The following is a 23,416-nucleotide window of genomic DNA, read 5'->3' as shown; positions in this document are numbered from 1 at the left end:
GGCGCAGTATGTCGCGATGGGCCATTAACGGAAGAGTAGCGCTCCAGCGATTTGAAAGGAGTTTTGGTCCAAAAGCGGGTATGCTGCCGTTTGCAAGGCAGGCCCCTTCCTGCGAGATGGTTCTATGGACGCGAAATCGGCTGCACAATTGAAACAGCACGTAGAGCGGGCAATTGAGGAATTATCGCTGGCGCTCATGCTCGCCAAAGAAGCCTCTCCAGCAGATGAGTTTCTGAAATTGAGGAGATCGGTCGGCGATATCATCGCTCGGATGGACACCATGCTTCACGACGAAATTAACAAAGATCATCCAGGTGTGGATGGCATGAAAGACTGACCGCTAACGTCTGCCTCGGGTCAAAAGCCGCCGATTTGCCCAGTGGTCGGGCGCTTCCAGTCTACCCCCGTTTCCGGACAACTCCTCGCTACGCCTAACGAAAGCGATGGGCCAACAACGGACGTGGTAAACTGCAGTTACTCCCATTTGACGGGACCCCACGGCTGGGCGTCCGCCCAGGCTTTAGCCTCAGCCAGGGAGAGGTGTTCCCCCGAGTTAGTGAGCAGACAATAGTACAAGAACCCGTCCTTCGTTTCCGGTATCGGTCGGGTCTCATCTGTCGACGGCTCTTCGTCAGTGTCGCGCTTAAATCTCGACGACGCGAGACGTGCTTCTTTTCTATAAACGGCAATGCGCCGCGGAACATTGCCGTCGTAATACCAGGTACCTTCCGCGACCTTTTGGTTCATAGCGACGCTCACACGCTAAACACGAAGCTGTTGTAACCGGCGACACCGAATGTCTGCAACGGGTCAAAAGTTGCCGTGGCGCCCCATGCTGCGGCAGCCCGCTAAGGGCCAACAGGTGAGTCGCCTATCACTTTCCTAGCGTAGCGACGAACTGGCGATGTCGCTCAAGCCACTCCGGCTTTTGCAAACCGATGACCTGTACACAAAGCTCAACGCATTCATTGCAAATAGCACCGGCGGTCTGCTGACCTTGTACGCTCACGGATACGGCGTTGACCACGGAAACAACTTCTCTCGGCTCCTTTCCACAAAAGGAGCAAATTAAGTCCGAGGCCGTCATCCTCTGATCCTTCCAGTCGAGTTCGATCATCCAAAGGTTCGCGGCTTGCCGTGATCTTAATCTCGCGGCTTCTTGAAAATGAAATCTAATGTTGACGAAGGGTCTTGCTTGCTCTTCCAGTCAGCAAGTTTTTCCTCTTCCGCGTGCAACTGACGATACAGTTCTGACATCCTGCCAAATATCGAGCGAAGTGTCGTGTCGCTCGTGGTCTGGGAAATTTCAGCACACCGCTCGGCCATGTCAAGATTTTCGTTCATGAACACTCTACGCTTCCGCTAGAGCCGACAGATTGATACAGTTAGAAATGACCAACCTTGATCTGCCTGTCGAGAGCTTTATCATCGAGCGTCTGGTCGAGGGCGGCTAGCGGATCAGTGAGCGTCGCCCCGATCGCGAGGACATTCCTGTTGCGGACTTCGTGTCCCTCCGTGACGCCGAAGAATGGGTGAAGTGGAAGCAGGGCCTTCCGAAGCTCAACCCTTATGCCGTTGAATAGGCCAAGAGGGGCGACTTCCGTTTTGGGTCAAGGCTGCCCTCGGCAGCTCCACGGCAGCGTTCCGCTCAGCTCTTGGAAGCCGACCGTGCGCGGTCAAAAGGGGAAGTCAGCAACGGGCCAAAAGCGCAAAGCGCGTTCGGTGTTTGTTGCTGGAACGGGAGCGCCTATGTCGCAGAGCAACGGCAGGCACGAATGGCCCGCAGCGGGCTCTGGCCGGAGCTTTTATCGCATCATGGAATTAAAGGCATCGACCATTTTGGGGGCCTTGTCCGTTTCGATCGATGCGCTTCCGACAAAATGGGGGGCGGCGTCGAACTGAATTCGTCGGCTCGTGAATGGCAGAAGAGGGCTGGCAACACGCGACAATTATAGTAGCGTTGTTGCAAGAAGAAGCGCACGGCGGCTGAAACCGGGCGCAACAATAAAACAGGGAGGACTTTCGATGCAGTTTCTCAAGGCTGCGGTTGCGGCCGGGCTTATAGTTGCGAGCTTTACGGGCCCCTCGCTTGCGCAGAACAAGCCGTCGGAGCTCAAAATCGGCATCACGACGTTCCTGTCGGGCCCTGCGTCAGTCTTCGGTGTGCCGGCGAAGGCCGCGGCGGAGATGATCGCGGAGGACCTCAACAAGAAGGGCGGCATCGGCGGCGTGCCGGTCAAGCTCTCCTTCATCGACGAAGGCGCGGGAGGCGAAGCGCTCGTCTCGAACTACCGACGCGTTGTGCAGGACGAAAAGGTCGATGCCACGTTTGCTTCGATCTCGTCGGGCAGCTGCACCCAGTTGGTGCCGGTCGCCGAAGACCTCAAAGTCATGAATTTCATGTGGGACTGCGGTGCGGCCTCCATCCTCGAAACCAAGAAGTACCGCTACAATTTCCGGACTCAGGCGAACGGCACGCCGGAAATGCTGGCCGTGCTCCTTTACCTGCTCAAGACCAAACCCGACTTCAAGACGATCGCGGTGGTCAATCAGGATTATGCATGGGGTCGGGAGAGCTGGGAGATCTTTTCGACCGCGCTCAAGGCGATGAAGCCGGACGTGCAAGTCGTCGCGGAGCTCTTCCCGAAGTTCGGCGCACCGGACTATTCCACTGAGGTTTCCCGTCTGTTGGCGCTGCGGCCGGATGTGGTCCTGACCACGTCCTGGGGTGGAGATCTCGACACGCTGGTCCGCCAGGCCGGTCAGCGCGGCCTGTTGCAGCAGTCGACCTTCGTGCTCGGGATCGGCGAATCATCGATCCAGCGGTTGGGCAAAGACCTGCCTGAAGGACTGATCGTCGGCGCACGCGGAGACCACTGGTTCCTGCATCCCGAGAAGAAGAACGACGCGGCCTTCAAGGCGTTCAATGAAGCCTTCAAGGCGAAGACCGGTGCCTGGCCGATCTACCCGGTCTATCACATGGCGCAGGCGTTCAAGGCCCTGCAGACCGCCTACGACAAGGCGATCAAGTCCAACAGCGGCAAATGGCCCACGCGCGAACAGGTCGTCGACGCGACGGCGGGCATCGAGTTCGCCACCGGCTTCGGCCGTCCGATTACGCTGCGGCCCGAGGACAACCAGGGTCTCGAAGCTCAGCTGGTCGGCGTCACCAAGTCCGTTCCGGGGTACGACTTCAAGCTGCTCGACAACATGATGATCTTCGATCCGAAGATGATCACCAACCCGGCGGGCGTACGGTCGGTTGAGTGGCTCAAGACGCTCAAGCCGGACTTCGTCAAGATGGACGTGCCGATCTTCAAAGCTCAGTAAGGGCACGCTGGACTTTTGATCCCGTCCTCCGAGCCGCGTCCCGGAGGACGGACCTTTTCCGAAGGCCATCATGAACTCGACACTTGCTATCTTGGCGATCCTCGATGGGATCAGCTACGCCGCACTGGTGTTCCTGGTCTCGGTCGGGCTCAGCCTGATTTTCGGCGTGCTGCGCGTGGTCAACGTCGCGCACGGGTCGCTGTACGCGTTCGGCGCCTACCTGGCTGCGACGTTCAGCCTTGCAGTGGCGCCGATATCGCCTTGGCTCACCTATCCCGCGCTGCTGGCCGCCTCCATCGTGATCGGCCTCGTATGCGGCGGTTTCATCGAACGGTTTCTGCTGCGACCGCTCTCCGGACAGGAGGACGTCCTCCAGCTTCTGATCACTTTCGCCGCCTTCATGATCATGGACAACCTGCAGCGTCTGATCTGGGGCGTGCAGCCCATCTTCGCCGCGGAGCCGTTGAGACTACTTCCCAACATCGTCGTGTTCGGCGTCAGCTACACGTCATACCAGGTCATTCTGCTGCCCGGCGTCGCCCTGGCGACGCTGTTCGGGCTCCGCTACTTCCTGCGCAGGACGCTGTCGGGAGCGGTGATCCTCGCGGTCACGGAGGACCGCGAAGCTTCGACGGCCATCGGGATTGACGCAAAACGCGTATATTTCGTCACCTTCGTCATCGGCGCGAGTCTGGCCGCGTTGGGAGGAGCGCTGGCCTCGCCGACCACCTCGCTGGTCCCCGGTATGGGCGCCGACATGATCGTGCTTTCCTTTGCCGTCGCTGCGACCGCGGGTCTCGGCCAGATCGAGGGCACCGCGCTCACCGCGCTGATGATCGGCCTGACCCGTGCCTTCGTGATCTATCTCCAGCCGGAATTCGAAGTTCTCGTTCCCTATCTGCTGATGGTGCTGGTGCTTCTGGTGCGTCCGTTCGGCCTGTTCGGCGCGGTGCAGGTCAGGAAAATATGATGAGCGGTCGCATCAAGCCGGTCACGACGATCGCGATCATCTTCTTTCTGGTCAGCGCCGTCGCGCCCTTTTTGGTATCGAGCTGGGCGACCTTGTTCGCGTTGATCCTCGCGAAGGGCATCGTCGTTCTCGGTATCATTCTTCTCCTGCAGGCGGGGCAGGTGTCGTTCGGACATGCAATGTTCTTCGCCACCGGGGCGTATACCGCGGCGTTCTGGGGCAAGTACGTCGGTGGCGGCGACATCGTGCTCTTCATCGCGCTGGGCGGCATAACCTCCGCCGTCTTCGGCCTCATCGTCGGGCTCTTCGTCGTGCGCTACCGGGAGATCTTTTTCGGAATGCTGAATCTGGCGTTTTCGATGGTGCTGTGGTCGCTGCTGGAGAAGATGTTTCATTACACCAACGGCGCCGACGGCATCCGGGTCCCTCGTCCGGCCCTGTTGGGGCTGTCGTTTACGCCCGAAACCTTCCAGTACGTCATTCTTTACGTGAGCCTCTTGATCGCGGTCGTCGCCTTCTACGGCGTGCAACGCTATCTCGATAGCCCGCTCGGACACATGCTGCGTGCCATCAAGTCGAACGAGACCCGGCTCGAGTACCTCGGGATGTCCGCACGGCGCGTGCTTCTGATAGGCTACGTGATCTCGGCTTTTCTCGGCGGCATCGGCGGCACGCTGGTGGCGATCATCCAGCAGATCGCCACGCCCGAGTTCGGGTTCTGGACGAAGTCGGGCGAGTTCGTCTTTATCGCGATCCTCGGCGGCAGCGCCCACTCTTTCGGAGCATTCGCCGGCGCGGCGATGTTCGAGTGCGTGCGCTTCTATGCTGCGGCCCACCTGGCCGACACCTGGCAGCTGATCCTCGGCGTGGTCTTGATCGTCATCATTCTCTATGCGCCTAACGGACTGATAGGTCTCAGGCAGCGCTACGGCCAGGCGAAGCAGGGAGGACATTGATGACCAACGTCCTCCTTTCCGCGAAGGGCATCAAGATTCGGTTCGGTGGCGTCGTCGCCGCCGACGGTATCGATCTGGACGTGCTCCAAGGCGAGAACCTCGCGATCATCGGACCGAACGGCGCCGGAAAGACCACCTTCCTCAACATCTCGACGGGCTATCTGCGGCCGCAGGCCGGAAGCATCACCTTCCTGGGGCAGGAAATCACTGCGCAGCTCCCGCGCACGATCACCAAGCTCGGCATCGCGCGGGCCTTTCAGATACCGCAGCTTTTTCTTGATCAGACTGTGATGGAGAACATGCTGATCGCCGCGGCCTCGCGGCTGGGAAGCCCTTCCGGCTTCACGGCTCTTTCCGCCCTGCCTGAGCTGCCTGAAATGGGGCGCCTTCTGGATCTCGTCGGCGTCAAGTCGTACGCGTCTCGCAAGGCGAGGGAGCTTCCCGAGGGACAACGCAAGCTGGTCGACATCGCTCTGGCGCTCGCGCTGAAGCCCAGACTGCTGCTGATGGACGAGCCCACCTCGGGCGTCGCCTCCGCAGAGAAGCTGGAGATCATGGACATCCTGACGTCCGCGCTCGCCAAGGAGAAGGTGACCTCGGTCTTCGTCGAGCACGACATGGACATGGTGGAGCGCTATGCCCACCGAGTCGCGGTGTGGAATGTCGGGAAGATCCAAAAGGTCGGCACGCCCGCGGAGGTTCTGGCCGATCCCAAGGTCCGCGAACAGGTGATCGGCATATGACGGCGATGCTGGACTTCGAGAACGTCAACGTCGCGATCGCCGATGCGCCGGTGCTGCGCAGCGTCAGTTTCTCGCTGCCGCCGGGCGCGACCGCCGCGCTCATCGGGCGAAACGGCGCCGGCAAGACCACGACGGTACGGACCATCATGGGCTTCACGAAGGCGAGCGGCACCGTGCGCCTGGGCGGTCAGGACCTGGGGCATGTTCCTCCGCACCGCAGGCCCTTCCTAGGCATCGGCTACGCTCCCGAGGACCGTCGTCTCTTCTCGGCCTTTACGGTGGAAGAAAACATTCTTTTGCCCGCTCGCGTCGCGAAACTTAGCGCGAACGAGGCGCGACGGCGGCTGGAGCGAGCTTACTCCGTCCTGCCGGAGCTCAAGGAACTGGCGGGTCGCCCGGCGGGCTCCGTCTCGGGGGGCCAAGGCAAGATGGTCGCTCTCGGGCGCGCCCTGATGCTAGGCACCCGCCTCGTCATTCTGGACGAGCCGTTCCAGGGCCTCGCCCCTGTGCTGGCGCAGAGATACGCCGAGGCGCTGCGTCGGCTTCGTTCGCAGGACCGGGACATTACCCTGCTGATCACAGAGTCGAACCCAAAGCTGCTCGAGACCTTCGCCGACGTGACGCTGACGATCGAGCGCGGCGAAATCGAAAGCCGGGTCCTTGCGTAGCGCCGTGCGGCCGCCACGGAGTTATTGCCCGAAGAGAAAGGGCCAGCGTGTAGCTGACCCCTTCAGCAGCACTTGAGCGATCAAAAAACACGCTTACTTCTTGCACTTCTTGGCCGACTCTTTGTCCGCATACGGACCACAGTTGTAGGCGTTGTTCAGTTCGTCCATCGTCTGCGGCCAGCTATCCATGGAGCCCGCCCGGGCACCACTCTGGCTACTTCCCACGTTTTTCACTTGCTGGGAACGAGTTGGTTCTGCTTCTGCATCAACTGCGAAGGATGCAGAGAGAAATCCGGCTGTAAGAAATCCGACGAACAGCGTCTTGGTAATCATGGTTTCCTCCCTATGGAGTTCGAGTTCAGAGTAGCCGTTGGTGGCCACGCAAAGCGGGGGAGTTCAAAATCAGCGCGACGTGCGGCGCAGGATCGGAGGGGGTTACTTGAATAAGGTGATGTAAGTCACTCTAGACGCACTTGCTGCTGCCGATGATGCCGCTGTCCAGAGATCGACACCTCGATTGTCCGCGTCCATCAGCATGGCGCCTGTATCACTGGGAATTGGCACCAATCGATGGGAAGATCGCGCGGCGGCTTGACGCGTAAAATCCACGCGGTGGGCGATAGCAATGGTTTGCCGGTACGCACGGATTCAGACTGTCGGCGCGCCTTGCAGTGTACCTATGAAAACGGAAGTCCAGGTTGGCGGTTGAAGCCGTCGGCATCCGGAGCGGCGATGATGGCATTATGCCCCTGTTTTGCCCGACGGAGAAAGCGGTTTTCGTAAAATCCGCAAAGATCGCCGCCAAGTCATTGAAATCGCTGTCGCCGGCTACTGTGCATGGGGTTGTTTTCGACCTTTCTGTTTTTCCAGCGACCCTGCCTGTCCAGATCAGCGCTAGTGTCCGCCGAGATAGGCTGTGATCAGCCGGGGATCGTGGATGAGATCCTTGGCGGGGCCCGACTGCACGATCTCGCCGGTCTCGAGCACATAGCCGTAATCGGCCGTCTCCAGCGCGGCGCGGGCGTTCTGCTCGACCAGCAGGATCGAGACGCCGAGGTCGCGCAGCGAGGCGATGGTGCGGAAGATCTCGCGCACGATCAGCGGTGCGAGGCCGAGGCTCGGCTCGTCGAGCATGAGCAGCTTCGGCTTGGCCATCAGCGCGCGCCCGAGCGCCAGCATCTGGCGCTCGCCGCCGGAGAGGGTGCCGGCGGCCTGGCGCTGCCGCTCCTTCAGGCGCGGAAAGCGATCATAGACCTCGTCCAGCGTCTTCTGGACGCCCGAGCGGTCGCGCAAGCTGTAGGAGCCGAGCAGGAGATTGTCGGCGACCGACATGTCGGAGAACAGCTCGCGCTTCTCCGGCACGAGGCACAGCCGGCGCTCGACGCGGTCCTCGACGGACATCCTGCCGATGTCGTTGCCCTGAAAGACGAGGCGGCCGCGGGAGGCGAGCAGCCCGATGGCAGCCATCAGCAGCGTGGTCTTGCCGGCGCCGTTCGGGCCGATCACGGTAACGATCTGGCCTTCCTCGACCGACAGCGAGACGTTGCGGACCGCTTCGACATTGTCGTAGCAGACGGTCACATCCGTCATGGAAAACATCTCGCTCACGCGACGCCTCCGAGATAGGCCTCTTGAACCCGTTCGTCGCTCCGGATCGCGGCGGGCGCGCCCTCGCAGAGCTTGGAGCCGAAGTCGAGCACGACGATGCGGTCGACCAGCGACATCACGAACTCCATGTCATGTTCGACGATCAGGATGGTCAGATGGTCCGACCGCAGCGAGCGGAGCAGCTCCGCAAGCCTGAGCTTCTCCTGGCGGCGCAGGCCCGCGGCCGGCTCGTCCAGCACCAGCAGCGCCGGGTCTGCGGCGAGAGCGCGCGCGATCTCCAGGATGCGCTGGTTGCCGAGCGGCAGATTGCCCGCGAGCTCGAACGGCTTGTCGCCGAGCCCGACGCGTTCGAGCTGCTTCAAGGCCTCGTGCCGGGTGCTGGCTTCCTCGCGCTGGTTGAGGCGCAGGGCGCCGGCGAACAGGCCCGTGCTGGTGCGCGCGTAGGTGCCGAGCATGACGTTCTCGAGCAGGCTCATGCGCGGCCGCAGCTTCACATGCTGGAAGGTCCTGGCGATTCCATCCCTCGCGATGCGGGATTGTGGATCGCGCGTGATGGCGCGTCCGGCAAAGACGATCTCGCCCTTGTTGACCCTGAGCGCGCCCGTCAGGCAGTTGAACATCGTGCTCTTGCCGGCGCCGTTCGGGCCGATGACGGCGAGGATCTCGCCGGAGCGGACCTCGAAGCTGACATTGTTGACGGCGACAAGACCGCCGAACCGCCGTTCGGCGCCGTCGACCTTCAGAAGCAGTTCGCCCGGTTTCGGCTGGGGACGGCGAGGCAGGGGCGGAGCGGCTGGTGGCCGTTCGCGCTTGATCTTCGGTAAGTAGCGCGCGACGAACGGCACGATGCCCTGCCGCGCCCATTGCAGGAACAGGATGAACAGCGCGGAGAAGGCGACGATCTCGAGCTGGCCGGACGCGCCCTTGGCGATCAGCGGCAGATAGTCCTGCACGCTGTTCTTCAGCAGGGTGACGATAGCGGCGCCCACGACGCCGCCGAGCAAGCTGCCGGCGCCGCCGACCATCGACATCATCAGATATTCGATGCCCATGCCGGCATCGAACGGGCCCGGGCTGATGAAGCGGCTCATATGGGCGTAGAGCCAGCCGGAGAGCGAGGCGAGGAAGGCCGCGATCACGAAGGTCACGAGCTTGATCCGGAAGGCGTTGATGCCGAGGCTTTCGACCAGGATATTGCCGCCGCGCAGCGCGCGCATGGCGCGGCCGACCCGGGAGTCCAGGAGATTGTATCCGAGGAAAAGCACCACGACGACGATGCCCCAGATCAGGAAATAGATCTGGGCGCTCGAGACGAGCGCGAACGATCCGATACTGATCGGCGGGATCGACGAGATGCCGTTGAAGCGCCCGAGTCCCTCGACATTGCCGAACAGGAAGCCGATGGCGAGCCCCCAGGCGACGGTCGAGAGCGACAGGAAATGCCCCTGGAGCCGCAAGGTGACGACGCCGAGGACGGTCGCGACACCGCAGGTCAGCGCCACCCCGAACACGAGGCCGAGCCACGGGGAATATCCATTCAGAGCAGAGACCCAGGCCGTGGCATAAGCCGCGACGCCGACGAAGGCGGCCTGTCCGAAGGAGACGATGCCGCCGACGCCGGTGAGCAGGGCAAGGCCGATCGCGACCAGCGAATAGATGCCGATATAGTTCATCAGCGTGATGCTGAAGGGGTTGAGGACGAATGGCGCGAGCGCAAGGCACGCTACCGCCGCCACCGCCGCGAGCTGAACGTGAAGGCGCGTCATTCCTCGATCTCCTCCTCGGAATGCAGCGAGGCGAGGGATCGCCAGATCAGGATCGGGATCAGAAGCGAGAACACGATGACATCCTTCAGCGCGCTGCTCTCGAAGGATGCGAAGCTTTCGAGGATACCGACGCCGACCGCGCCGATGGCCGCGCCGGGATAGCTCGTCATGCCGCCGACGATGGCGCCGACGAAGGCCTTGAGGCCGAGCAGGAAGCCGGAATCGTAGAATATGGTGTTGACGGGCGCGATCAGGATTCCGGAGACGCCGGCCATCAGCGAGCCCAGGAGATAGGCGATGGTGCCGGCGCGGGCGGGACGTATGCCCATCAGGCGGGAGCCGGTCCGGTTCACGGCCGTCGCGCGGAGCGATTTACCGACCAGCGTGAAGTCGAAGAAGAGATAGAGGAGGCCAGAGAAGACGAGGGCTGCGATCACGATCAGCATGGTCTGGCCCGAGATCAGCACGCCCGCAAACTCGGTCGACAATGACGTCAGCGGCTCGGTCCTGACACCCTCGGGACCGAAGAAGAGCAGCCCAAGGCCGACCAGCGCGAAGTGCAGGGCGACGGAAACGGTCAGGAGCAGCAGCACCGTTCCGTCCGCAATGGGACGGAAGACGATCCGGTCCAGCAGCGGGGAGATGGGGGTGATCAGCATCAAGGCCAGCACGAGCCTGATGGCGAGCGGCGGATCGGCGCGCATGGTCAGCCAGGCGAGGCCAACCACGGCCAGCGGCAATGCGAGATAGAAGAAGAGAGCGCGCGGAAGCAGCCGACGCTCGCCATTGCGCAGCAGCGAGACGATTTCGATCAGGGTTGCGAGGCACGCAAGGATGACGACCAGCGCACCCGTGCCCGGAAAGCGCTTCGCGTCGAGCGCCGCCAGCGTCAGCGCCGTGAAGGCCGCGATGTCGCCAAAGGGAATGAAGATGACCCGTGTCACCGTGAAGATGAGGACGGTCCCGATCGCCACCAGCGCGTAGACTGCGCCGGTGGCGATCCCGTCGATCGCAAGAATGGCTGCGATGTCGCTCGTCATTGAGAACGCCGTCCCCTTGTTCTGGTGGCCTGGCCTGTCCGACTACGGCGCGTATTTCCAGGCGCCGCCCGTCAGGCGCACCACGACCAGCGCGCGCTCATCGACGCCGGTCACCGCGCCGGGCTTGAAGTTGTAGATGGCGTGCACGCCCGGTAGCTCCTTGGTGCTGAGGATCGCGTCCCGCAGGGCGGCGCGAAATTCCGCCGTGCCGGGCTTCGCCGTCTTGAGCGCGCGCTCCGCTGCGTTGGCGAAGATCAGCCAGGCGTCGAAGGAGTAGGCCGAGAAGCCGTCGGTGGTCGGGATGTTATGGACCTTCTGGTAGACGCTGCGGAAATCCAGCGCGATCTTCTTGGCGAAATGTTCGTCGGGCAGCTGCTCGGCCACGATGACCGGGCCGGCGGAGACCTGGATGCCTTCGGCCGCCTTGCCGCCGACGTTCACGAAGTCCGGATTGACGAGCGCCACGGTGCCGTAGGTGTTTCCCTTGAAGCCGCGCTCCGCGAGGCTGAGGAGCGGCAGCGCACCTTGGGTCCCCGAGCCGCCGTCCAGCACGGCGTCCGGCCGCGCCGCGAGCACTTTGAGGATCTGCGCGGTGACCGAAGTGTCGGTGCGCGCATAGCGCTCGTTGGTCTGGATCTTGACATCGCCGGCGGCCTCCGCCGCCTTGGCGCCGTTGTAGACGAGGTCCCCCCAGGCGTCGGAGAAGCCGATATAGCCGATGTTCTTCATGCCATCGCGCTTCATGCGATCGGCGATGATCTTGACGAGGAGGGACGCAGGCTGCGGCACCGACACCACCCACTGCTCGGGTGTTTCCGGCAGTTTGCCGATCGGCGAGACCGCGATCATCGGCACTTTCAATTCGCTCGCCACCGCCGCCATGGCGATGGTCGAGGGCGCGGTCGCGGTGCCTATCAGAAGGTCGACCTTCTCTTCTTCCACCAGCTTGCGCGCGTTGCGGGTCGCGGCCGACGGGTCGGAGCCGTCGTCGAGCTGGATCAGGCGGATGGTCTCGCCGTTGACGGTCTTCTTGTATTCATAGGCCGCGTTGATGCCGCGCCCGTAGGGGATGCCGATCGACGAGCCGTTGCCGCTGAGCGAGGTGACGAAGCCGATGGTGATATCGGCCCGCGCGGCGGGGGCTGTGACGATGCCGGCGGCAAGTGCAAGTAAACTCAGAGTCTTGCGCATATGCGTTCTCCTCCGTTGATGCTGGATAGAAATGCTTCGATGCTGCCTCGCGGGATCCCCGGACGACGAACCGACCGATTGAAAACATTGCTGCGGCGCCAAAGACCGGGCGCGACCGAAGAGTGTGTGCTCCGGGCGCTCAGCAGCCATGATGTTGTGCGCCGCGCGAACGATAGGCCCACCGGCACATGCAAGCGGGCCTTTTCCGGAGCGATGAAAGGTCGTCGGTGCCGCCGCGATGCGCGACCGGCGATGCTGCTGCTAAGGCCGGCTGTTCGAGCACGGCGACTGTCCACACGATCGAGTCTCTCAAAATCGGTGCCCTGCAACATCATTGTCATGGCCACCGGTCCTTGACCGGCGAGGAATTACTTAAAGCCTAAAGTAACTCCGGTGGCGCCGTCAACACGTGTCACGGGGCTGTCAGAAAAAAATGTTGTTGCATACAATTTCGTCAGTGTGCGGCGCTTCTGCGCTAATCGGCCGATCGAAAACACCGTGCTCGCCGTGGCCCCGACGGCACTGGTCGCCGTCGCCGCCGCGCCCATTTGACGCGTCAATTAGTTTATGATTGAAATATATTCATCGGCAGCCGACGACCGATCCTCCGATCACCGCTTGAGGAGAAGGACGATGCGCATCTTCTGGCAGAGCTTTGTTGATGCGAGCGTGAATGCGCCCTACATGGCGCGGCTGTCGGAATACCTGAACGACATCGCTGCGCCAGGCACGACGGTCCACGTCCAGGGCATCAGTCCGCCGGACCGCGAGTTCGGACGGCTCGCGGAATTGCGCTGTGCGGTCCAGGCAATCGACAACGGTATTGCAGCGGAGGAGGGTGGGTTCGATGCCTTCGTCATGGGGCATTTTCAGGATCCCGGACTCTACGAGCTGCGCTCGGCGCTCGACATTCCCGTGATTGGGACTGGCGAGGCGACGTTGCTGGCGGCCTCACAACTCGGGCGGCGGCTGGGTCTTGTGACGCTCGATCCCGTCTTCGAGGTCTTGCACTATGAGCAGGCCGAGCGTTACGGCCTCGGCGATCGCGTCGTCCATGTGACCGGCCTTGGCTGCAGGCCGGATGATTTCGCCGATGCGTTCGCCGGAAACGCTGCCGCGCAAGCCCGCATGATCAAGGACTTCGTCGCCTGCGCGCTCCCGCTGGTGGAACGCGGCGCGGATGTCGTGATCCCGGCCGGCGTGTTGCCAGGCCTCTTGATCGGGCGAGAGCATGGCCTGAAGGTCGGCCACGCTCCGGTGGTCAACTGCGCGGCCGTGGCGCTCAAGAGTGCCGAGATGTGGGTACAGCTCCGGAAGCTCAATGGCACCGAGCCCAGCCGCGGGCCGAGCTTCAGGCGGGCCAGCGCCCAGGCCCGCGATGACTTCCGCGCGCTACTTGCCCGTAACAGCCGTTAGTGCTCGAAAAACCGTTCCTGGAGAACCAATCATGATGACCCCCGAGAAGATTTTGTACGAAACCGAGGTGACGGCGACCGGAGGTCGGGATGGCAAGGCGGCCAGCGCTGACGGTCTGCTCTCGGTGTCCCTGTCCTTGCCGAAATCGATGGGTGGTCCCGGCGGCGAAGGCACCAATCCCGAGCAGCTCTTTGCGGCCGGCTATGCCGCTTGCTTTCTCGGCGCGGTCAAGCTCGTCGCGCGCACGCGGAAGGTGGTGCCCTCTGCCGAGCCGTCCGTGACTGCGAAGGTTGCGATGGGGCCGGTGCCCGTCGGATATGCGCTCGCTGTCGAGCTGAAGGTCAGCCTGCCCGGTGTCGAGAAGGCCGTGGCCGAAGAGGTCGTTGCCGGTGCGCATGAGCGTTGCCCCTATTCGAACGCAACCCGCGGCAATATTGACGTGAAACTGACGGTGGTCTGAGGCGGATGAACGAGGGCGGTCGGTGACCAACACCTTGCGCGCACCATATGACGGCGTGGTGATCGCGGCTCCCGTCACGATTCCCTATGTGCGCTACTCCATCGAGAGCGCGCAGTGGTGGATCGGGCGGGCGCTGAGCGCGCTCGTCGCGCAGGCCGGCATCAAGGCCTCCGACATCGACGGCCTGTGCGTCTCCAGTTTCACCATGGGCACGGACAGTGGCATCGGATTGACACAGCATTTCGGGCTCTGCGTCCGGTGGTTGGATACGATCCCGCTCGGCGGCGCCAGCGCTATTGCGGCGCTGCGCAAGGCGGCGCGCGCGGTTCAGGCGCGCGATGCCGACATCGTGGCGTGCGTCGCTGGCGACACCAATCACGTCGATTCGTTCAGGCTGACGCTGGAGAATTTCTCGCGGTTCAATCAGGACGCCGTCTATCCTTACGGCGCGGGCGGCGCCAATGCCAGCTTTGCGCTGATTGCGCGCAACTATATGCGAATGTTCGGCGTCGCGCGCGAGGACGTCGGCAAGATCGCTGTCGCCCAGCGCGCCAATGCCCTGCGCAACCCGCATGCGCTCATGAAGGCTCCGCTCACGCTCGAGCAATACCTGGCGGCCCGGCCGATTTCCGATCCGATCCACCTGTTTGATTGCGTGATGCCCTGTGCGGGCGCGGAAGCTTTCCTCGTGATGCGCGATGAGACGGCTTCATCCCTGAAGCTGCCCGCCGCGCGACTCCTTTCGACGATCGAGCGGCACAATGCCTTTGCCGACGATCCGATGCAGGTGCGCGGCGGCTGGGCGATGGATGTCGACGAGCTCTATGCGATGGCCGGCGTCAAGCCTGACGATCTCGATGTCGTGCAGACCTATGACGACTATCCCGTCATCACGATGATGCAGTTCGAGGATCTCGGATTCTGCAAGAAGGGCGAGGGCGCTGAGTTCGTGCGCCAACACGATCTCACCATCGATGGCGACTTCCCGCACAACACCTCGGGCGGACAGCTCTCGGTCGGGCAGGCCGGTGCCGCCGGCGCCTATCTCGGCCTCGTTGAAGGGTTGCGGCAGGTTCTGGGCAGTGCCGGTCCCACGCAGGTCAGGAATGCCAGCCTCGCTCTGGCCTCGGGGTTCGGTATGATCAACTATGATCGTGGTCTCGCCTCGGGTGCCGCGATCCTTGCTGGACCTTCGCGATGATAGAGCCGATCAAGCCGCCCCGGCGCAAGAACCCGCTGCTGCGGACGCGGCTACCGGCCTCGCCACCGCGACCGCGCAGCAGGATGTCGCACGGGTTCACGCGCGCGGCCGCCGAAGGCCGCTTTATGCTGCAGCGCTGCGAGGCTTGCGGCACCTTTGCTTATCCGGCGCGCGAAGCCTGCCCGTCTTGTCTTTCGGCCGGCCTCGCTTTCGTCGATGCGCCGCGGCAAGGTGTACTGCTTGCCGAGACAACGGCGCGGGTGCCGAGCGACGTCTATTTCCGCGAGCGGGCGCCGTGGCGGATCGGCCTCGTCAAGATGGATTGCGGTCCGACGATCGTCGCACATCTTCATGCCGACTGCGCAGAGGGCGCGGCCGTCAGCATGTCGCTGCAACTCGACAAGAGCGGCCAGGCGGTGGCCTTTGCCCGTCCCGAAGGGGAGACTCCCAACATGGCAGACGACAAGCAGTGGCGGGAAATGACGGCCGATCCGAAATTCCGTCGCGTGCTCGTCACCAATGGCCGCAGCGTCATCGGTCAGGAAGCCGTCGCCGCATTGAAGGCGGCGGGTGCCAAGACGGTGTTCGTCGGCATTGCCGAACCATGGCGACCGTTCGCCGGCGAGGAGCGGCTGCGCGGTCAGGACGGGATCGAGATCGTGACTCTCCATGCGGCTGACGAGAAATCGGCTACCGATCTTGCGGCCGACATCGGCGGCAAGGTCGATATTCTCGTCAACACGACGGAATATGTCCGGCCGGGCGGCCTGCTCGACCGCAGGGGCACGAGCATCGCACGGGACGAGATCGATCAGGCCTATCTCGGCTTCATCAATCTGGCTCAAGCCTTTGGCCCGGCCATGCGGATGCGCGGTGCCGATGGCATCAACAGCAGCGCGACATGGGTCAATATTCTCTCGGTCTATGCGCTGGCGAACTGGCCCGCCTTCGGCGCCTACTCGGCCTCGCAGGCCGCCTGCCTGTCGCTGTCACATTGCTTGCGCGCGGAGCTGCGGCCGGGCGGCGTCCGGGTGATGAACCTGTTCACCGGCCCTGTCGACACCGAATGGTTCCAGACCGTGCCGCCGCCGAAGGTCGCACCGCGCGCGATCGCGCAGGCGATCGTGTCGGGCCTCAAGAACGGACTCGAAGAGATGTATGTCGGAGATGTCGCCGAAGAGATCCGGCAACGTCTCGCGGCCAATCCGAAAGCGCTCGAGCGCGAGCTCGACCGATAAGAAGCGGGATTTCAACCGAGCTGGAGGACTTGACGATGCAAAGCAATCTCCTGGAGCTAGCGAGTGCGATTTCTTCCGGCGCGGTGCGCGTCGTCGATCTGACCTTCACACTCAGTCCGGACTTTCCGGTCATCGTCCTGCCGCCGGAATTCGGTCAGGCCGCGCCTGTCCGCATCCAGGAGATATCGCGATACGATGGTCGCGGCCCGGCCTGGTACTGGAACAACGTTACGTTCGGCGAACACACCGGCACGCATTTCGACGCGCCGATTCACTGGTTCACCGGCAAGAACCTGCCGAACAATGCCGTCGACACGATGCCGGCCAAGGACATGATCGCGCCGGCCTGTGTCATCGACTGCTCGGCGCAGGCGGCGCAGGATCCCGACTTCCTGCTGACCGTCCCGATTGTCGAAGCCTGGGAAGCCAGGCACGGCCGCATCCCCGAGCGGAATTGGGTCTTGCTCAGGACAGACTGGTCGAAGAAGGGCTGGCGCGACTACTCCAATCTCAGGGACGACGGCGCGCATACGCCGGGCCCGAACCCGGCGGTGATGAAGTGGCTGGTGGAGGAGCGTGGCGTCATCGGCTTCGGCACCGAAACCATCGGCACGGATGCGGGGCAGGCCGGACACTTCGAGCCGCCTTATCCAGCGCATCACTTCCTGCACGGTGCGGGGCGCTACGGCCTGCAATGCCTGTGTAACCTGGATCAGCTGCCCGCTACCGGTGCCGTCATCGTGGCTTCGCCACTGAAGATCCAGAACGGCTCCGGCAGCCCGCTTCGAGTCATCGCGCTGGTGTCGTCGACCTGATCCCAATCCATGGCGCGCTCCAATCAGAACAAGAATTCTCACGAAAGACAGGTGCCATGAACTTGATCAAGAGCCTGGTGGCTTCCACTGCATTGCTGCTTGCCGTTCCGCAATTCGCGCAGGCCGAGATCCTTGTCGGCTTCGTTACCGGCCTCAGCGGGCCGGTGTCATCGATCGGTATTCCCAACGCGAAGGGGATCGCGGCAGGTCAGGTCTATATCGGCGAAATTGGCGGCGAGAAGCTACGGGTCATCCAGCTCGATGACGGCTCTGATCCGACTGCGTCGGCGCGCAATGCGCGCAAGCTGGTCGAGCAAGAGAAGGTCGATATCCTGATCGGCACGTCCGGCGCTCCCCAGACGCTCGCCATGGCGACGGCGGCTATCGAGATGAAGATTCCGATGATCGCGGTGTCGCCGATCGCACCGGTGCCATCGGGCGACGGCGGTCCCTGGGTCGTGCAGACACCGCAGCCGACGCCGCTTCTGGTGCAAGGTATCGTCGACCACATGAAGGCCAAGGGCCTGACGACCGTGGCCTTTATCGGTTTCTCCGATGCGTTCGGCGATCTCATGTACAATTCGCTCGAGCAGAGTGCGAAGGCCGCTGGCATCAAGGTCATCGCCAACGAGCGCTACGCCCGCTCGGACTCCTCGGTGACGGCTCAGGCGCTGCGCGCACTCGCCGCGCGCCCCGACGCCATCATGCTCGGCGGCACCGGCACGCCGGGCGCACTGCCGGTCATCGCTCTGTCCGAGCGTGGATATAAGGGACCGCTCTATGGCAACCACGGGCTGATCAGCGCCGATTTCCTTCGTCTGGCCGGCAAAGCCGCCAACGGCATCATCTGCCCGACCGGACCTGTGACCGCGGCGGAGCAGCTTCCGGCCAGCAATCCGATCCAGAAGGTTGCCCTCGATTTCCGCTCGGCCTTCGAAAAGGCCAACGGCGAGGCACCGACGGATTCATTCTCGTCCTATTCGTTCGACGGCTGGCTGATCTTCGCCGACGCCGCCAAGCGTGCGATGGCGACCGGTGCCAAGCCGGGCTCAGCCGAGTTCCGTACCGCGATTCGCCAGGCGCTGTTCACTACCAGGGAGGTCGTGGGGACGCAGGGCGTCTACACCTACACGCCGGCGGACCGGCATGGCGTCGACGATCGCTCGCGCATCATGATCCAGATCGAGGACGGTAAGTACAAGCTGCTGCCTTGAGGTGCGGGCATGATCGCAGTGGAGAACGATGCGCTGGGGAACATCACCAACGTGGTCGGTAGTGAGAATGCGACGCCTGCCTGGGCGCGCGCGATCGCGTGGTATCCACCGTCTGAGCGCATCCTCTCGACGATGCTCGCGCGGCAGGCAGAGCGTTACGGCGACCGCCTTCTGCTGGTGGCCGGGGAGGCGCGCTGGAGCTTTGCGCAGGCCGCCGCGATTGCGGCTGCGTCGGCCCAGACGCTGGTCGATGCCGGGATCCAGCCGGGCGACCGAGTTGCGCTGATGTGCTCGAACCGTCCAGAATTCTTGCAGGTCTATCTCGGCTGTGCGTGGCTGGGGGCGATCGCGGTCCCGATCAACACCGCGTTGCGCGGCTTCCAGCTGTCCCACATTTTCCGCAACTCGCGTCCCGCGCTGCTCGTCATCGAGGCTCAGTTCGCCAGCGCGGTCGAGAGTGTCGAGGCGGATGTCGAGCTGCCGCCTCGGACCTGGATCATCGGAGCTGCCGCCGACGCAATCGGTGCCAGGCTTTCCGCGGTCCCGCTGCCGCCTCTTGGCGCCGCAGCCCCGGCCGGCGCCGTGCGTCCCGGTGACACCGTTGCGATCCTCTATACGTCGGGCACCACGGGGCCTGCGAAGGGTGTGTGCTGTCCGCAGGCGCAGCTGTTCTGGTGGGGCGTCTATTCGGCGCGCGCGCTCGGAATCCGCGAGGGCGATGTGCTGTTCACGACGCTGCCGCTGTTCCACACCAACGCGCTGAATGCGTTCTATCAGGCGCTGCTGAACGGATGCACGTACGTGCTCGAGCCGAAGTTCTCGGCTTCCGGCTTTTGGGCTGCCGCGCGACAGCACAATGCGACGGTCGGCTATCTGCTCGGTGCGATGGCGTCGATGCTCCTGGCACAGCCGAAGAGCGCAGACGAGTCAATGCATCGTCTTCGTGTCGCGCTTGGCGGCGGCGTGCCGCCGCAAATCCACGGCCCGTTCCGCGAGCGCTTCGGCGTACCGCTGGTCGACGGCTACGGGTCGACGGAGACGAATTTCGTGTTCGCCGGCACGATTCCGTCGGATCGGGCGGGGACGATGGGGTACCTGGCCGATGGCATTGAGGCGCGGATCGTCGACGAGAATGATTCCGCGCTGCCTGATGGAGAGGCCGGCGAGCTCGTGCTTCGCGCGAGAGAACCCTTTGCGTTCGCGTCCGGCTATTTCGGCATGCCGGAGAAGACCGTGGAGGCCTGGCGAAATCTGTGGTTCCACTCAGGCGATCGGGTCGTTCGCGATTCCGACGGGCATTATCGCTTCATCGATCGCATGAAGGATTCCATCCGCAGGCGCGGCGAGAACGTGTCCTCGTGGGAGGTCGAGCAGGCGATCCAGGCGCACCCCGCGGTCGCTGCCTGCGCGGTCTACCCGCTGCCGTCGGAGTTGGGTGAGGATGAAGTTGCTGCTGCGATTCTGCTGGAACCGGGCCACTTGCTACAGCCCGTCGACATCGTCAGGCATTGCGAAGGACGGATCGCCTATTTCGCTATTCCGCGTTATGTGCGAATCCTCGGTCAGATGCCGCTGACGGAGAACGGCAAGATCAAGAAGGGCGTGCTGCGCGATGCCGGTGTCACGACGGATACATGGGATCGCGAAGCGGCCGGAGTGAAGGTACGACGCTGACGTCGTATCCGCTCAAGGTTTTTGCAAGGCGTCCCTGACGGCGGCCTTGAGTTCGTCGAGCTCGCCGATCAATCCATCGAACCGATCTGCCGGGAAATCCGCCAGCAGCTCGGCAAGCCATGCGCCGTGGCTCTTGGCCATTCGCCTGAAGATCTTGCGGCCTTCGACCGTCATACAGACGATCTGCACCCGCCGGTCGAGGTTCGACGCCGTGCGGGTGATGTATCCATCTGCGACCAGGCGGTCGACGATTGGCGTGAGGTTCCCGGCCGAGACCATCAGGCGCTTGGGCAGCTCTCCCAACACAAGTCCGCTTGGTTCGCGGTCGAGCTGGGCGAGAACGTCGAAGCGGGGCATCGTGAAGTCGAACTCTTCGCGAAACCGGCGCCGCAACTCGCCTTCGATGAGGGACGTGCAGGCGAGCAGTCGGAGCCAAAGGCGTGTCTGAGCCCTGTACTCAGCCTCCTGATCCGTCTCGTTCTTGGCCGAAACAGGGGTGGACTCCTTCGCGAGTGCCAATCGAATCTCCCGGGCTTCGTGGCTTACGAAAGCTGGCGCAGCTCTCGTGGACATTGGCAAGATAGTTCGTGCCAAAAGTAAATTCAAGGCTGGGTCCGAGGGATCCGGAATCGGCGCCGCCGTGCATCCGATTTACACTAAAATTCAGATCGACGCTGCGGCGAGGGGCGTGCCCTCCAGGGCCTTTGCAGAACCGCCTTGACAAGGCACGCGTCGAGGAAATATTTTATACTTAAAATAATTGGGTGAGAGCTCGGCGCAACGCGCGAAAGCGAGGGATCATGCGCATAGTCTGTATCGGCGGCGGGCCGGCCGGCCTCTATCTGGGCCTCCTGATGAAGCGTCGACATCCGGAACATGTCGTCACGGTCGTCGAGCGCAACAAGCCCTACGATACGTTTGGCTGGGGGGTGGTATTCTCCGATGCCATGATGTCTGCGATGCGTCTTGCCGACCCCGAAAGCGCGGCCGAGATCGAAGACGCCTTCAATCACTGGGACGACATCGAGCTGGTCTTCAAGGGGACGCGGCAGCGCACGACCGGCCACGGCTTCATCGGCATTGGTCGCAAGCATCTGCTCAACATTCTCCAGAGGCGCTGCGAGGCTCTGGGTGTCGAGCTCGCCTTCGAGCGTGAGGTGGAGTCCGATCTTGAATTCCCCGACGCCGACCTGATCGTGGCCACCGACGGTGTGAATTCCAGGATTCGCGCCCGCTATGCCGAACAGTTCCAGCCGGACATGGTGATCCGGCCGAACCGCTACATCTGGCTCGGTACCAAGAAGGCATTCGACGCCTTCACGTTCGATTTCCAGAGGACCGAGCACGGCTGGTTTCAGGCACACATTTACAAGTTCGACGCGGAGACCTCGACCTTCATCGTCGAGACCACGGAAGAGACCTACAATGCTCACGGGCTGGGCGAGCTCGATCAGCAGGGGTCGATCGACTTCTGCGAGAAGATCTTTGCCGAGACGCTCGACGGTGCGAAGCTCTTGACCAACGCCCGCCATCTGCGCGGCTCGGCCTGGCTCAATTTCAGCCGCCTGATCTGCGGCAAATGGAGCGTGTTCAACGGCCGCTCCCATGTCGTGCTGATGGGAGACGCCGCGCACACCGCGCATTTCGCCATTGGGTCGGGCACCAAGCTCGCGCTCGACGACGCCATCGAGCTCGCCAACCAGTTCGATCGCCATGGTCACGGGCGCGACCGCATCCAGACCGTGCTGGAGGCCTACGAGGAAGTACGCCGCGTCGACGTGGCGCGCATCCAGAACGCCGCGCGCAATGCGATGGAATGGTTCGAGGTGGTCGGCCGGCGCTATGCTGATACGCTCGAACCGCCGCAATTCTTCTATTCGATGCTGACGCGTTCCCAGCGCATCAGCCATGAAAACCTGCGCCTGCGCGACCGTGCCTGGTTGGAAGGATTCGAGCGATGGTTTGCCGCGCGCTCGGGCATCGCCGTCGAGGACGGCGAACGGGTACCGCCGCCGATGCTGACGCCGCACCGCGTGCGCGGCCTCACGCTGGCGAACCGCATCATGGTCTCGCCGATGGCGATGTATTCGGCGAAGGACGGGCTGATCAACGACTTCCACATCGCCCACCTCGGAGCGCGCGCCATGGGCGGCGCCGCGTTGATCTTTGCCGAGATGACCTGCGTCTCACCGGATGCCAGGATTACGCCGGGCTGTCTCGGGCTCTGGAATGATGAGCAAGCGGCACAATGGCGCCGGCTGGTCGATCTGGTCCATAGCCTCGGACATGCCAAGGTCGGCACCCAGCTCGGCCATGCCGGGCGGAAGGGATCGACCCGGCTCGCCTGGGAGGGGATTGACCAACCGCTGGCTTCAGGCAATTGGCCGCTGATCTCGGCTTCCGCGCTGCCCTATCTGCCGCACAGCCAGTTGCCGCGGGAGATGAACCGCAGCGACATGGACCGCGTCCGCGACGATTTCGTCGCCGCAACGCGCCGTGCTGCCGACGCCGGTGTCGATTGGCTCGAGCTTCATTGCGCCCATGGCTATTTGCTATCGAGCTTCCTCTCGCCGCTGACCAACCGGCGGACTGACGAATATGGCGGCAACCACGAAAATCGTGCGCGCTTTCCGCTGGAGGTCTTCAGGGCGATGCGCGCGGCGTGGCCATCCGATCGGCCGATGTCGGTGCGGCTGTCCTGCCATGACTGGACCGAAGGCGGCAACACGCCGGCCGACGCCGCGATCTTCGCTGCGATGTTCAAGGAGGCGGGAGCAGACGTGATCGATTGCTCCTCGGGACAGGTCTGGAAGGAGGAACGGCCGATCTACGGCCGCCTGTTCCAGACGCCATTCGCCGATCTGATCCGCAACGAAGTCGGCATCGAGACGATAGCAGTCGGTGCGATCTCCGAGGCCGATCACGCCAACTCGATTCTCGCGGCTGGCCGCGCGGATCTCTGCGCGATTGCGCGGCCGCATCTCGCCGACCCGGCCTGGACGCTGCACGAAGCCGCGCGCATCGGGATCACAGCGGTCAACTGGCCGAAGCAATATCTGTCCGCCAAGGGACAATACGAAGCCAATCTGGCGCGTGCCGCTGCCGTGGCCGCGCAGTGAGCGAAGG

General features: G+C 63.1%; 22 protein-coding genes and 1 pseudogene. 15 read left to right on the top strand and 8 right to left on the bottom strand.

Going from position 1 to position 23,416, the window contains the following annotated elements:
• Window positions 1–124: 124 nt before the first annotated feature.
• Complete coding sequence (locus I6F16_RS04315) at window positions 125–337, top strand: hypothetical protein (protein ID WP_225125912.1); 213 nt, start codon at window positions 125–127, stop codon at window positions 335–337.
• A 537-nt stretch (window positions 338–874) separates the two neighbouring features.
• Here the strand turns inward: I6F16_RS04315 and I6F16_RS04310 are convergent.
• Window positions 875–1,117, bottom strand: coding sequence for a ClpX C4-type zinc finger protein (locus tag I6F16_RS04310; protein ID WP_036013407.1), 243 nt, complete (start codon window positions 1,115–1,117; stop codon window positions 875–877).
• A 26-nt stretch (window positions 1,118–1,143) separates the two neighbouring features.
• Complete coding sequence (locus I6F16_RS04305; protein ID WP_036013408.1) at window positions 1,144–1,344, bottom strand: hypothetical protein; 201 nt, start codon at window positions 1,342–1,344, stop codon at window positions 1,144–1,146.
• A gap of 681 nt (window positions 1,345–2,025) precedes the next feature.
• Between I6F16_RS04305 and I6F16_RS04300 the strand changes: the two genes are divergently transcribed.
• The 5 genes from I6F16_RS04300 to I6F16_RS04280 all read left to right on the top strand — a co-directional run bounded on the left by I6F16_RS04300 (window position 2,026) and on the right by I6F16_RS04280 (window position 6,667).
• Window positions 2,026–3,330 carry an ABC transporter substrate-binding protein gene (locus I6F16_RS04300; RefSeq protein WP_225173457.1) on the top strand — a complete coding sequence of 435 codons (1,305 nt, stop codon included), beginning with the start codon at window positions 2,026–2,028 and terminating at the stop codon, window positions 3,328–3,330.
• Window positions 3,331–3,400: 70 nt separating this feature from the next.
• Window positions 3,401–4,300: a branched-chain amino acid ABC transporter permease gene (locus I6F16_RS04295; protein WP_225112761.1), complete on the top strand. Its 900-nt coding sequence runs from the start codon at window positions 3,401–3,403 to the stop codon at window positions 4,298–4,300.
• Window positions 4,300–5,256, top strand: coding sequence for a branched-chain amino acid ABC transporter permease (locus tag I6F16_RS04290; protein WP_225112762.1), 957 nt, complete (start codon window positions 4,300–4,302; stop codon window positions 5,254–5,256). The genes I6F16_RS04295 and I6F16_RS04290 overlap by 1 nt, the downstream gene beginning before the upstream one ends.
• Window positions 5,256–5,999, top strand: coding sequence for an ABC transporter ATP-binding protein (locus I6F16_RS04285; protein ID WP_225173456.1), 744 nt, complete (start codon window positions 5,256–5,258; stop codon window positions 5,997–5,999). Before I6F16_RS04290 ends, I6F16_RS04285 begins: the two co-directional genes overlap by 1 nt.
• Window positions 5,996–6,667: an ATP-binding cassette domain-containing protein gene (locus I6F16_RS04280; RefSeq protein WP_225173455.1), complete on the top strand. Its 672-nt coding sequence runs from the start codon at window positions 5,996–5,998 to the stop codon at window positions 6,665–6,667. The genes I6F16_RS04285 and I6F16_RS04280 overlap by 4 nt, the downstream gene beginning before the upstream one ends.
• 93 nt (window positions 6,668–6,760) lie before the next feature.
• Here the strand turns inward: I6F16_RS04280 and I6F16_RS04275 are convergent, their stop codons facing one another.
• The gene (locus I6F16_RS04275; RefSeq protein WP_225173454.1) at window positions 6,761–7,000 is read right to left on the bottom strand and encodes a hypothetical protein; all 240 of its coding nucleotides are present in this window, start codon (window positions 6,998–7,000) and stop codon (window positions 6,761–6,763) included.
• A gap of 130 nt (window positions 7,001–7,130) precedes the next feature.
• Between I6F16_RS04275 and I6F16_RS04270 the strand changes: the two are divergent.
• Window positions 7,131–7,309, top strand: a pseudogene (locus I6F16_RS04270) (IS5/IS1182 family transposase); the annotation flags it as partial.
• Between the two features lie 252 nt (window positions 7,310–7,561).
• Here I6F16_RS04270 and I6F16_RS04265 read toward each other — a convergent pair.
• Genes I6F16_RS04265 through I6F16_RS04250 form a run of 4 tightly spaced genes read right to left on the bottom strand, consistent with a single transcriptional unit; the run spans window position 7,562 to window position 12,272 of the window.
• On the bottom strand, window positions 7,562–8,275 hold the full coding sequence (locus tag I6F16_RS04265) for an ABC transporter ATP-binding protein (protein ID WP_109144179.1): 714 nt from the start codon (window positions 8,273–8,275) through the stop codon (window positions 7,562–7,564).
• Window positions 8,272–10,041: a branched-chain amino acid ABC transporter ATP-binding protein/permease gene (locus I6F16_RS04260; RefSeq protein ID WP_225173453.1), complete on the bottom strand. Its 1,770-nt coding sequence runs from the start codon at window positions 10,039–10,041 to the stop codon at window positions 8,272–8,274. Before I6F16_RS04260 ends, I6F16_RS04265 begins: the two co-directional genes overlap by 4 nt.
• The gene (locus tag I6F16_RS04255; RefSeq protein ID WP_225112769.1) at window positions 10,038–11,081 is read right to left on the bottom strand and encodes a branched-chain amino acid ABC transporter permease; all 1,044 of its coding nucleotides are present in this window, start codon (window positions 11,079–11,081) and stop codon (window positions 10,038–10,040) included. Before I6F16_RS04255 ends, I6F16_RS04260 begins: the two co-directional genes overlap by 4 nt.
• Before the next feature lie 42 nt (window positions 11,082–11,123).
• A complete protein-coding gene (locus I6F16_RS04250) occupies window positions 11,124–12,272 on the bottom strand; it encodes an ABC transporter substrate-binding protein (protein ID WP_225112770.1) in 1,149 nt (382 codons plus the stop codon).
• 633 nt (window positions 12,273–12,905) lie between these two features.
• Here I6F16_RS04250 and I6F16_RS04245 point away from each other — a divergent pair.
• The 7 genes from I6F16_RS04245 to I6F16_RS04215 are packed head-to-tail and all read left to right on the top strand — an operon-like array spanning window position 12,906 to window position 20,290.
• A complete protein-coding gene (locus I6F16_RS04245; protein ID WP_057029858.1) occupies window positions 12,906–13,688 on the top strand; it encodes an aspartate/glutamate racemase family protein in 783 nt (260 codons plus the stop codon).
• Window positions 13,689–13,719: 31 nt separating this feature from the next.
• Window positions 13,720–14,148, top strand: coding sequence for an organic hydroperoxide resistance protein (locus I6F16_RS04240; RefSeq protein WP_345944074.1), 429 nt, complete (start codon window positions 13,720–13,722; stop codon window positions 14,146–14,148).
• A gap of 22 nt (window positions 14,149–14,170) precedes the next feature.
• The gene (locus I6F16_RS04235) at window positions 14,171–15,349 is read left to right on the top strand and encodes a thiolase family protein (RefSeq protein WP_109144175.1); all 1,179 of its coding nucleotides are present in this window, start codon (window positions 14,171–14,173) and stop codon (window positions 15,347–15,349) included.
• Window positions 15,346–16,587: an SDR family NAD(P)-dependent oxidoreductase gene (locus I6F16_RS04230; RefSeq protein WP_225112771.1), complete on the top strand. Its 1,242-nt coding sequence runs from the start codon at window positions 15,346–15,348 to the stop codon at window positions 16,585–16,587. The genes I6F16_RS04235 and I6F16_RS04230 overlap by 4 nt, the downstream gene beginning before the upstream one ends.
• 35 nt (window positions 16,588–16,622) lie before the next feature.
• Complete coding sequence (locus I6F16_RS04225; RefSeq protein WP_036013430.1) at window positions 16,623–17,402, top strand: cyclase family protein; 780 nt, start codon at window positions 16,623–16,625, stop codon at window positions 17,400–17,402.
• Between the two features lie 56 nt (window positions 17,403–17,458).
• Window positions 17,459–18,616 (top strand): ABC transporter substrate-binding protein, encoded by a 1,158-nt coding sequence (locus tag I6F16_RS04220; protein WP_225112772.1) that lies wholly within the window; start codon window positions 17,459–17,461, stop codon window positions 18,614–18,616.
• 9 nt (window positions 18,617–18,625) lie between these two features.
• Window positions 18,626–20,290 carry an ATP-dependent acyl-CoA ligase gene (locus I6F16_RS04215; protein WP_225112773.1) on the top strand — a complete coding sequence of 555 codons (1,665 nt, stop codon included), beginning with the start codon at window positions 18,626–18,628 and terminating at the stop codon, window positions 20,288–20,290.
• A gap of 12 nt (window positions 20,291–20,302) precedes the next feature.
• Here the strand turns inward: I6F16_RS04215 and I6F16_RS04210 are convergent, their stop codons facing one another.
• Window positions 20,303–20,809 carry a MarR family transcriptional regulator gene (locus I6F16_RS04210; RefSeq protein ID WP_225112774.1) on the bottom strand — a complete coding sequence of 169 codons (507 nt, stop codon included), beginning with the start codon at window positions 20,807–20,809 and terminating at the stop codon, window positions 20,303–20,305.
• A 281-nt stretch (window positions 20,810–21,090) separates the two neighbouring features.
• Between I6F16_RS04210 and I6F16_RS04205 the strand changes: the two genes are divergently transcribed.
• Window positions 21,091–23,409, top strand: a complete 2,319-nt coding sequence (locus I6F16_RS04205; RefSeq protein WP_225112775.1) for a bifunctional salicylyl-CoA 5-hydroxylase/oxidoreductase — start codon at window positions 21,091–21,093, stop codon at window positions 23,407–23,409.
• Window positions 23,410–23,416: the final 7 nt, after the last annotated feature.

Source organism: Bradyrhizobium sp. IC4060 (genome assembly GCF_020193715.1).
In the GTDB taxonomy this organism is placed as follows: domain Bacteria; phylum Pseudomonadota; class Alphaproteobacteria; order Rhizobiales; family Xanthobacteraceae; genus Bradyrhizobium; species Bradyrhizobium yuanmingense.
The sequence above is the reverse complement of the archived record's forward strand: the minus strand, read 5'-3'. Positions and strand labels throughout refer to the sequence as shown.

Bases quoted from the DNA above. Each gene is read 5' to 3' on its own strand.
- I6F16_RS04255 (WP_225112769.1), bottom strand. From the start codon at position 11,081: ATGACGAGCGACATCGCAGCCATTCTTGCGATCGACGGGATCGCCACC.
- I6F16_RS04225 (WP_036013430.1), top strand. From the start codon at position 16,623: ATGCAAAGCAATCTCCTGGAGCTAGCGAGTGCGATTTCTTCCGGCGCG.
- I6F16_RS04300 (WP_225173457.1), top strand. From the start codon at position 2,026: ATGCAGTTTCTCAAGGCTGCGGTTGCGGCCGGGCTTATAGTTGCGAGC.
- I6F16_RS04220 (WP_225112772.1), top strand. From the start codon at position 17,459: ATGAACTTGATCAAGAGCCTGGTGGCTTCCACTGCATTGCTGCTTGCC.
- I6F16_RS04205 (WP_225112775.1), top strand. From the start codon at position 21,091: ATGCGCATAGTCTGTATCGGCGGCGGGCCGGCCGGCCTCTATCTGGGC.
- I6F16_RS04215 (WP_225112773.1), top strand. From the start codon at position 18,626: ATGATCGCAGTGGAGAACGATGCGCTGGGGAACATCACCAACGTGGTC.
- I6F16_RS04310 (WP_036013407.1), bottom strand. From the start codon at position 1,117: ATGATCGAACTCGACTGGAAGGATCAGAGGATGACGGCCTCGGACTTA.
- I6F16_RS04230 (WP_225112771.1), top strand. From the start codon at position 15,346: ATGATAGAGCCGATCAAGCCGCCCCGGCGCAAGAACCCGCTGCTGCGG.
- I6F16_RS04245 (WP_057029858.1), top strand. From the start codon at position 12,906: ATGCGCATCTTCTGGCAGAGCTTTGTTGATGCGAGCGTGAATGCGCCC.
- I6F16_RS04250 (WP_225112770.1), bottom strand. From the start codon at position 12,272: ATGCGCAAGACTCTGAGTTTACTTGCACTTGCCGCCGGCATCGTCACA.
- I6F16_RS04240 (WP_345944074.1), top strand. From the start codon at position 13,720: ATGATGACCCCCGAGAAGATTTTGTACGAAACCGAGGTGACGGCGACC.
- I6F16_RS04305 (WP_036013408.1), bottom strand. From the start codon at position 1,344: ATGAACGAAAATCTTGACATGGCCGAGCGGTGTGCTGAAATTTCCCAG.
- I6F16_RS04260 (WP_225173453.1), bottom strand. From the start codon at position 10,041: ATGACGCGCCTTCACGTTCAGCTCGCGGCGGTGGCGGCGGTAGCGTGC.
- I6F16_RS04285 (WP_225173456.1), top strand. From the start codon at position 5,256: ATGACCAACGTCCTCCTTTCCGCGAAGGGCATCAAGATTCGGTTCGGT.
- I6F16_RS04295 (WP_225112761.1), top strand. From the start codon at position 3,401: ATGAACTCGACACTTGCTATCTTGGCGATCCTCGATGGGATCAGCTAC.
- I6F16_RS04280 (WP_225173455.1), top strand. From the start codon at position 5,996: ATGACGGCGATGCTGGACTTCGAGAACGTCAACGTCGCGATCGCCGAT.
- I6F16_RS04275 (WP_225173454.1), bottom strand. From the start codon at position 7,000: ATGATTACCAAGACGCTGTTCGTCGGATTTCTTACAGCCGGATTTCTC.
- I6F16_RS04315 (WP_225125912.1), top strand. From the start codon at position 125: ATGGACGCGAAATCGGCTGCACAATTGAAACAGCACGTAGAGCGGGCA.
- I6F16_RS04290 (WP_225112762.1), top strand. From the start codon at position 4,300: ATGAGCGGTCGCATCAAGCCGGTCACGACGATCGCGATCATCTTCTTT.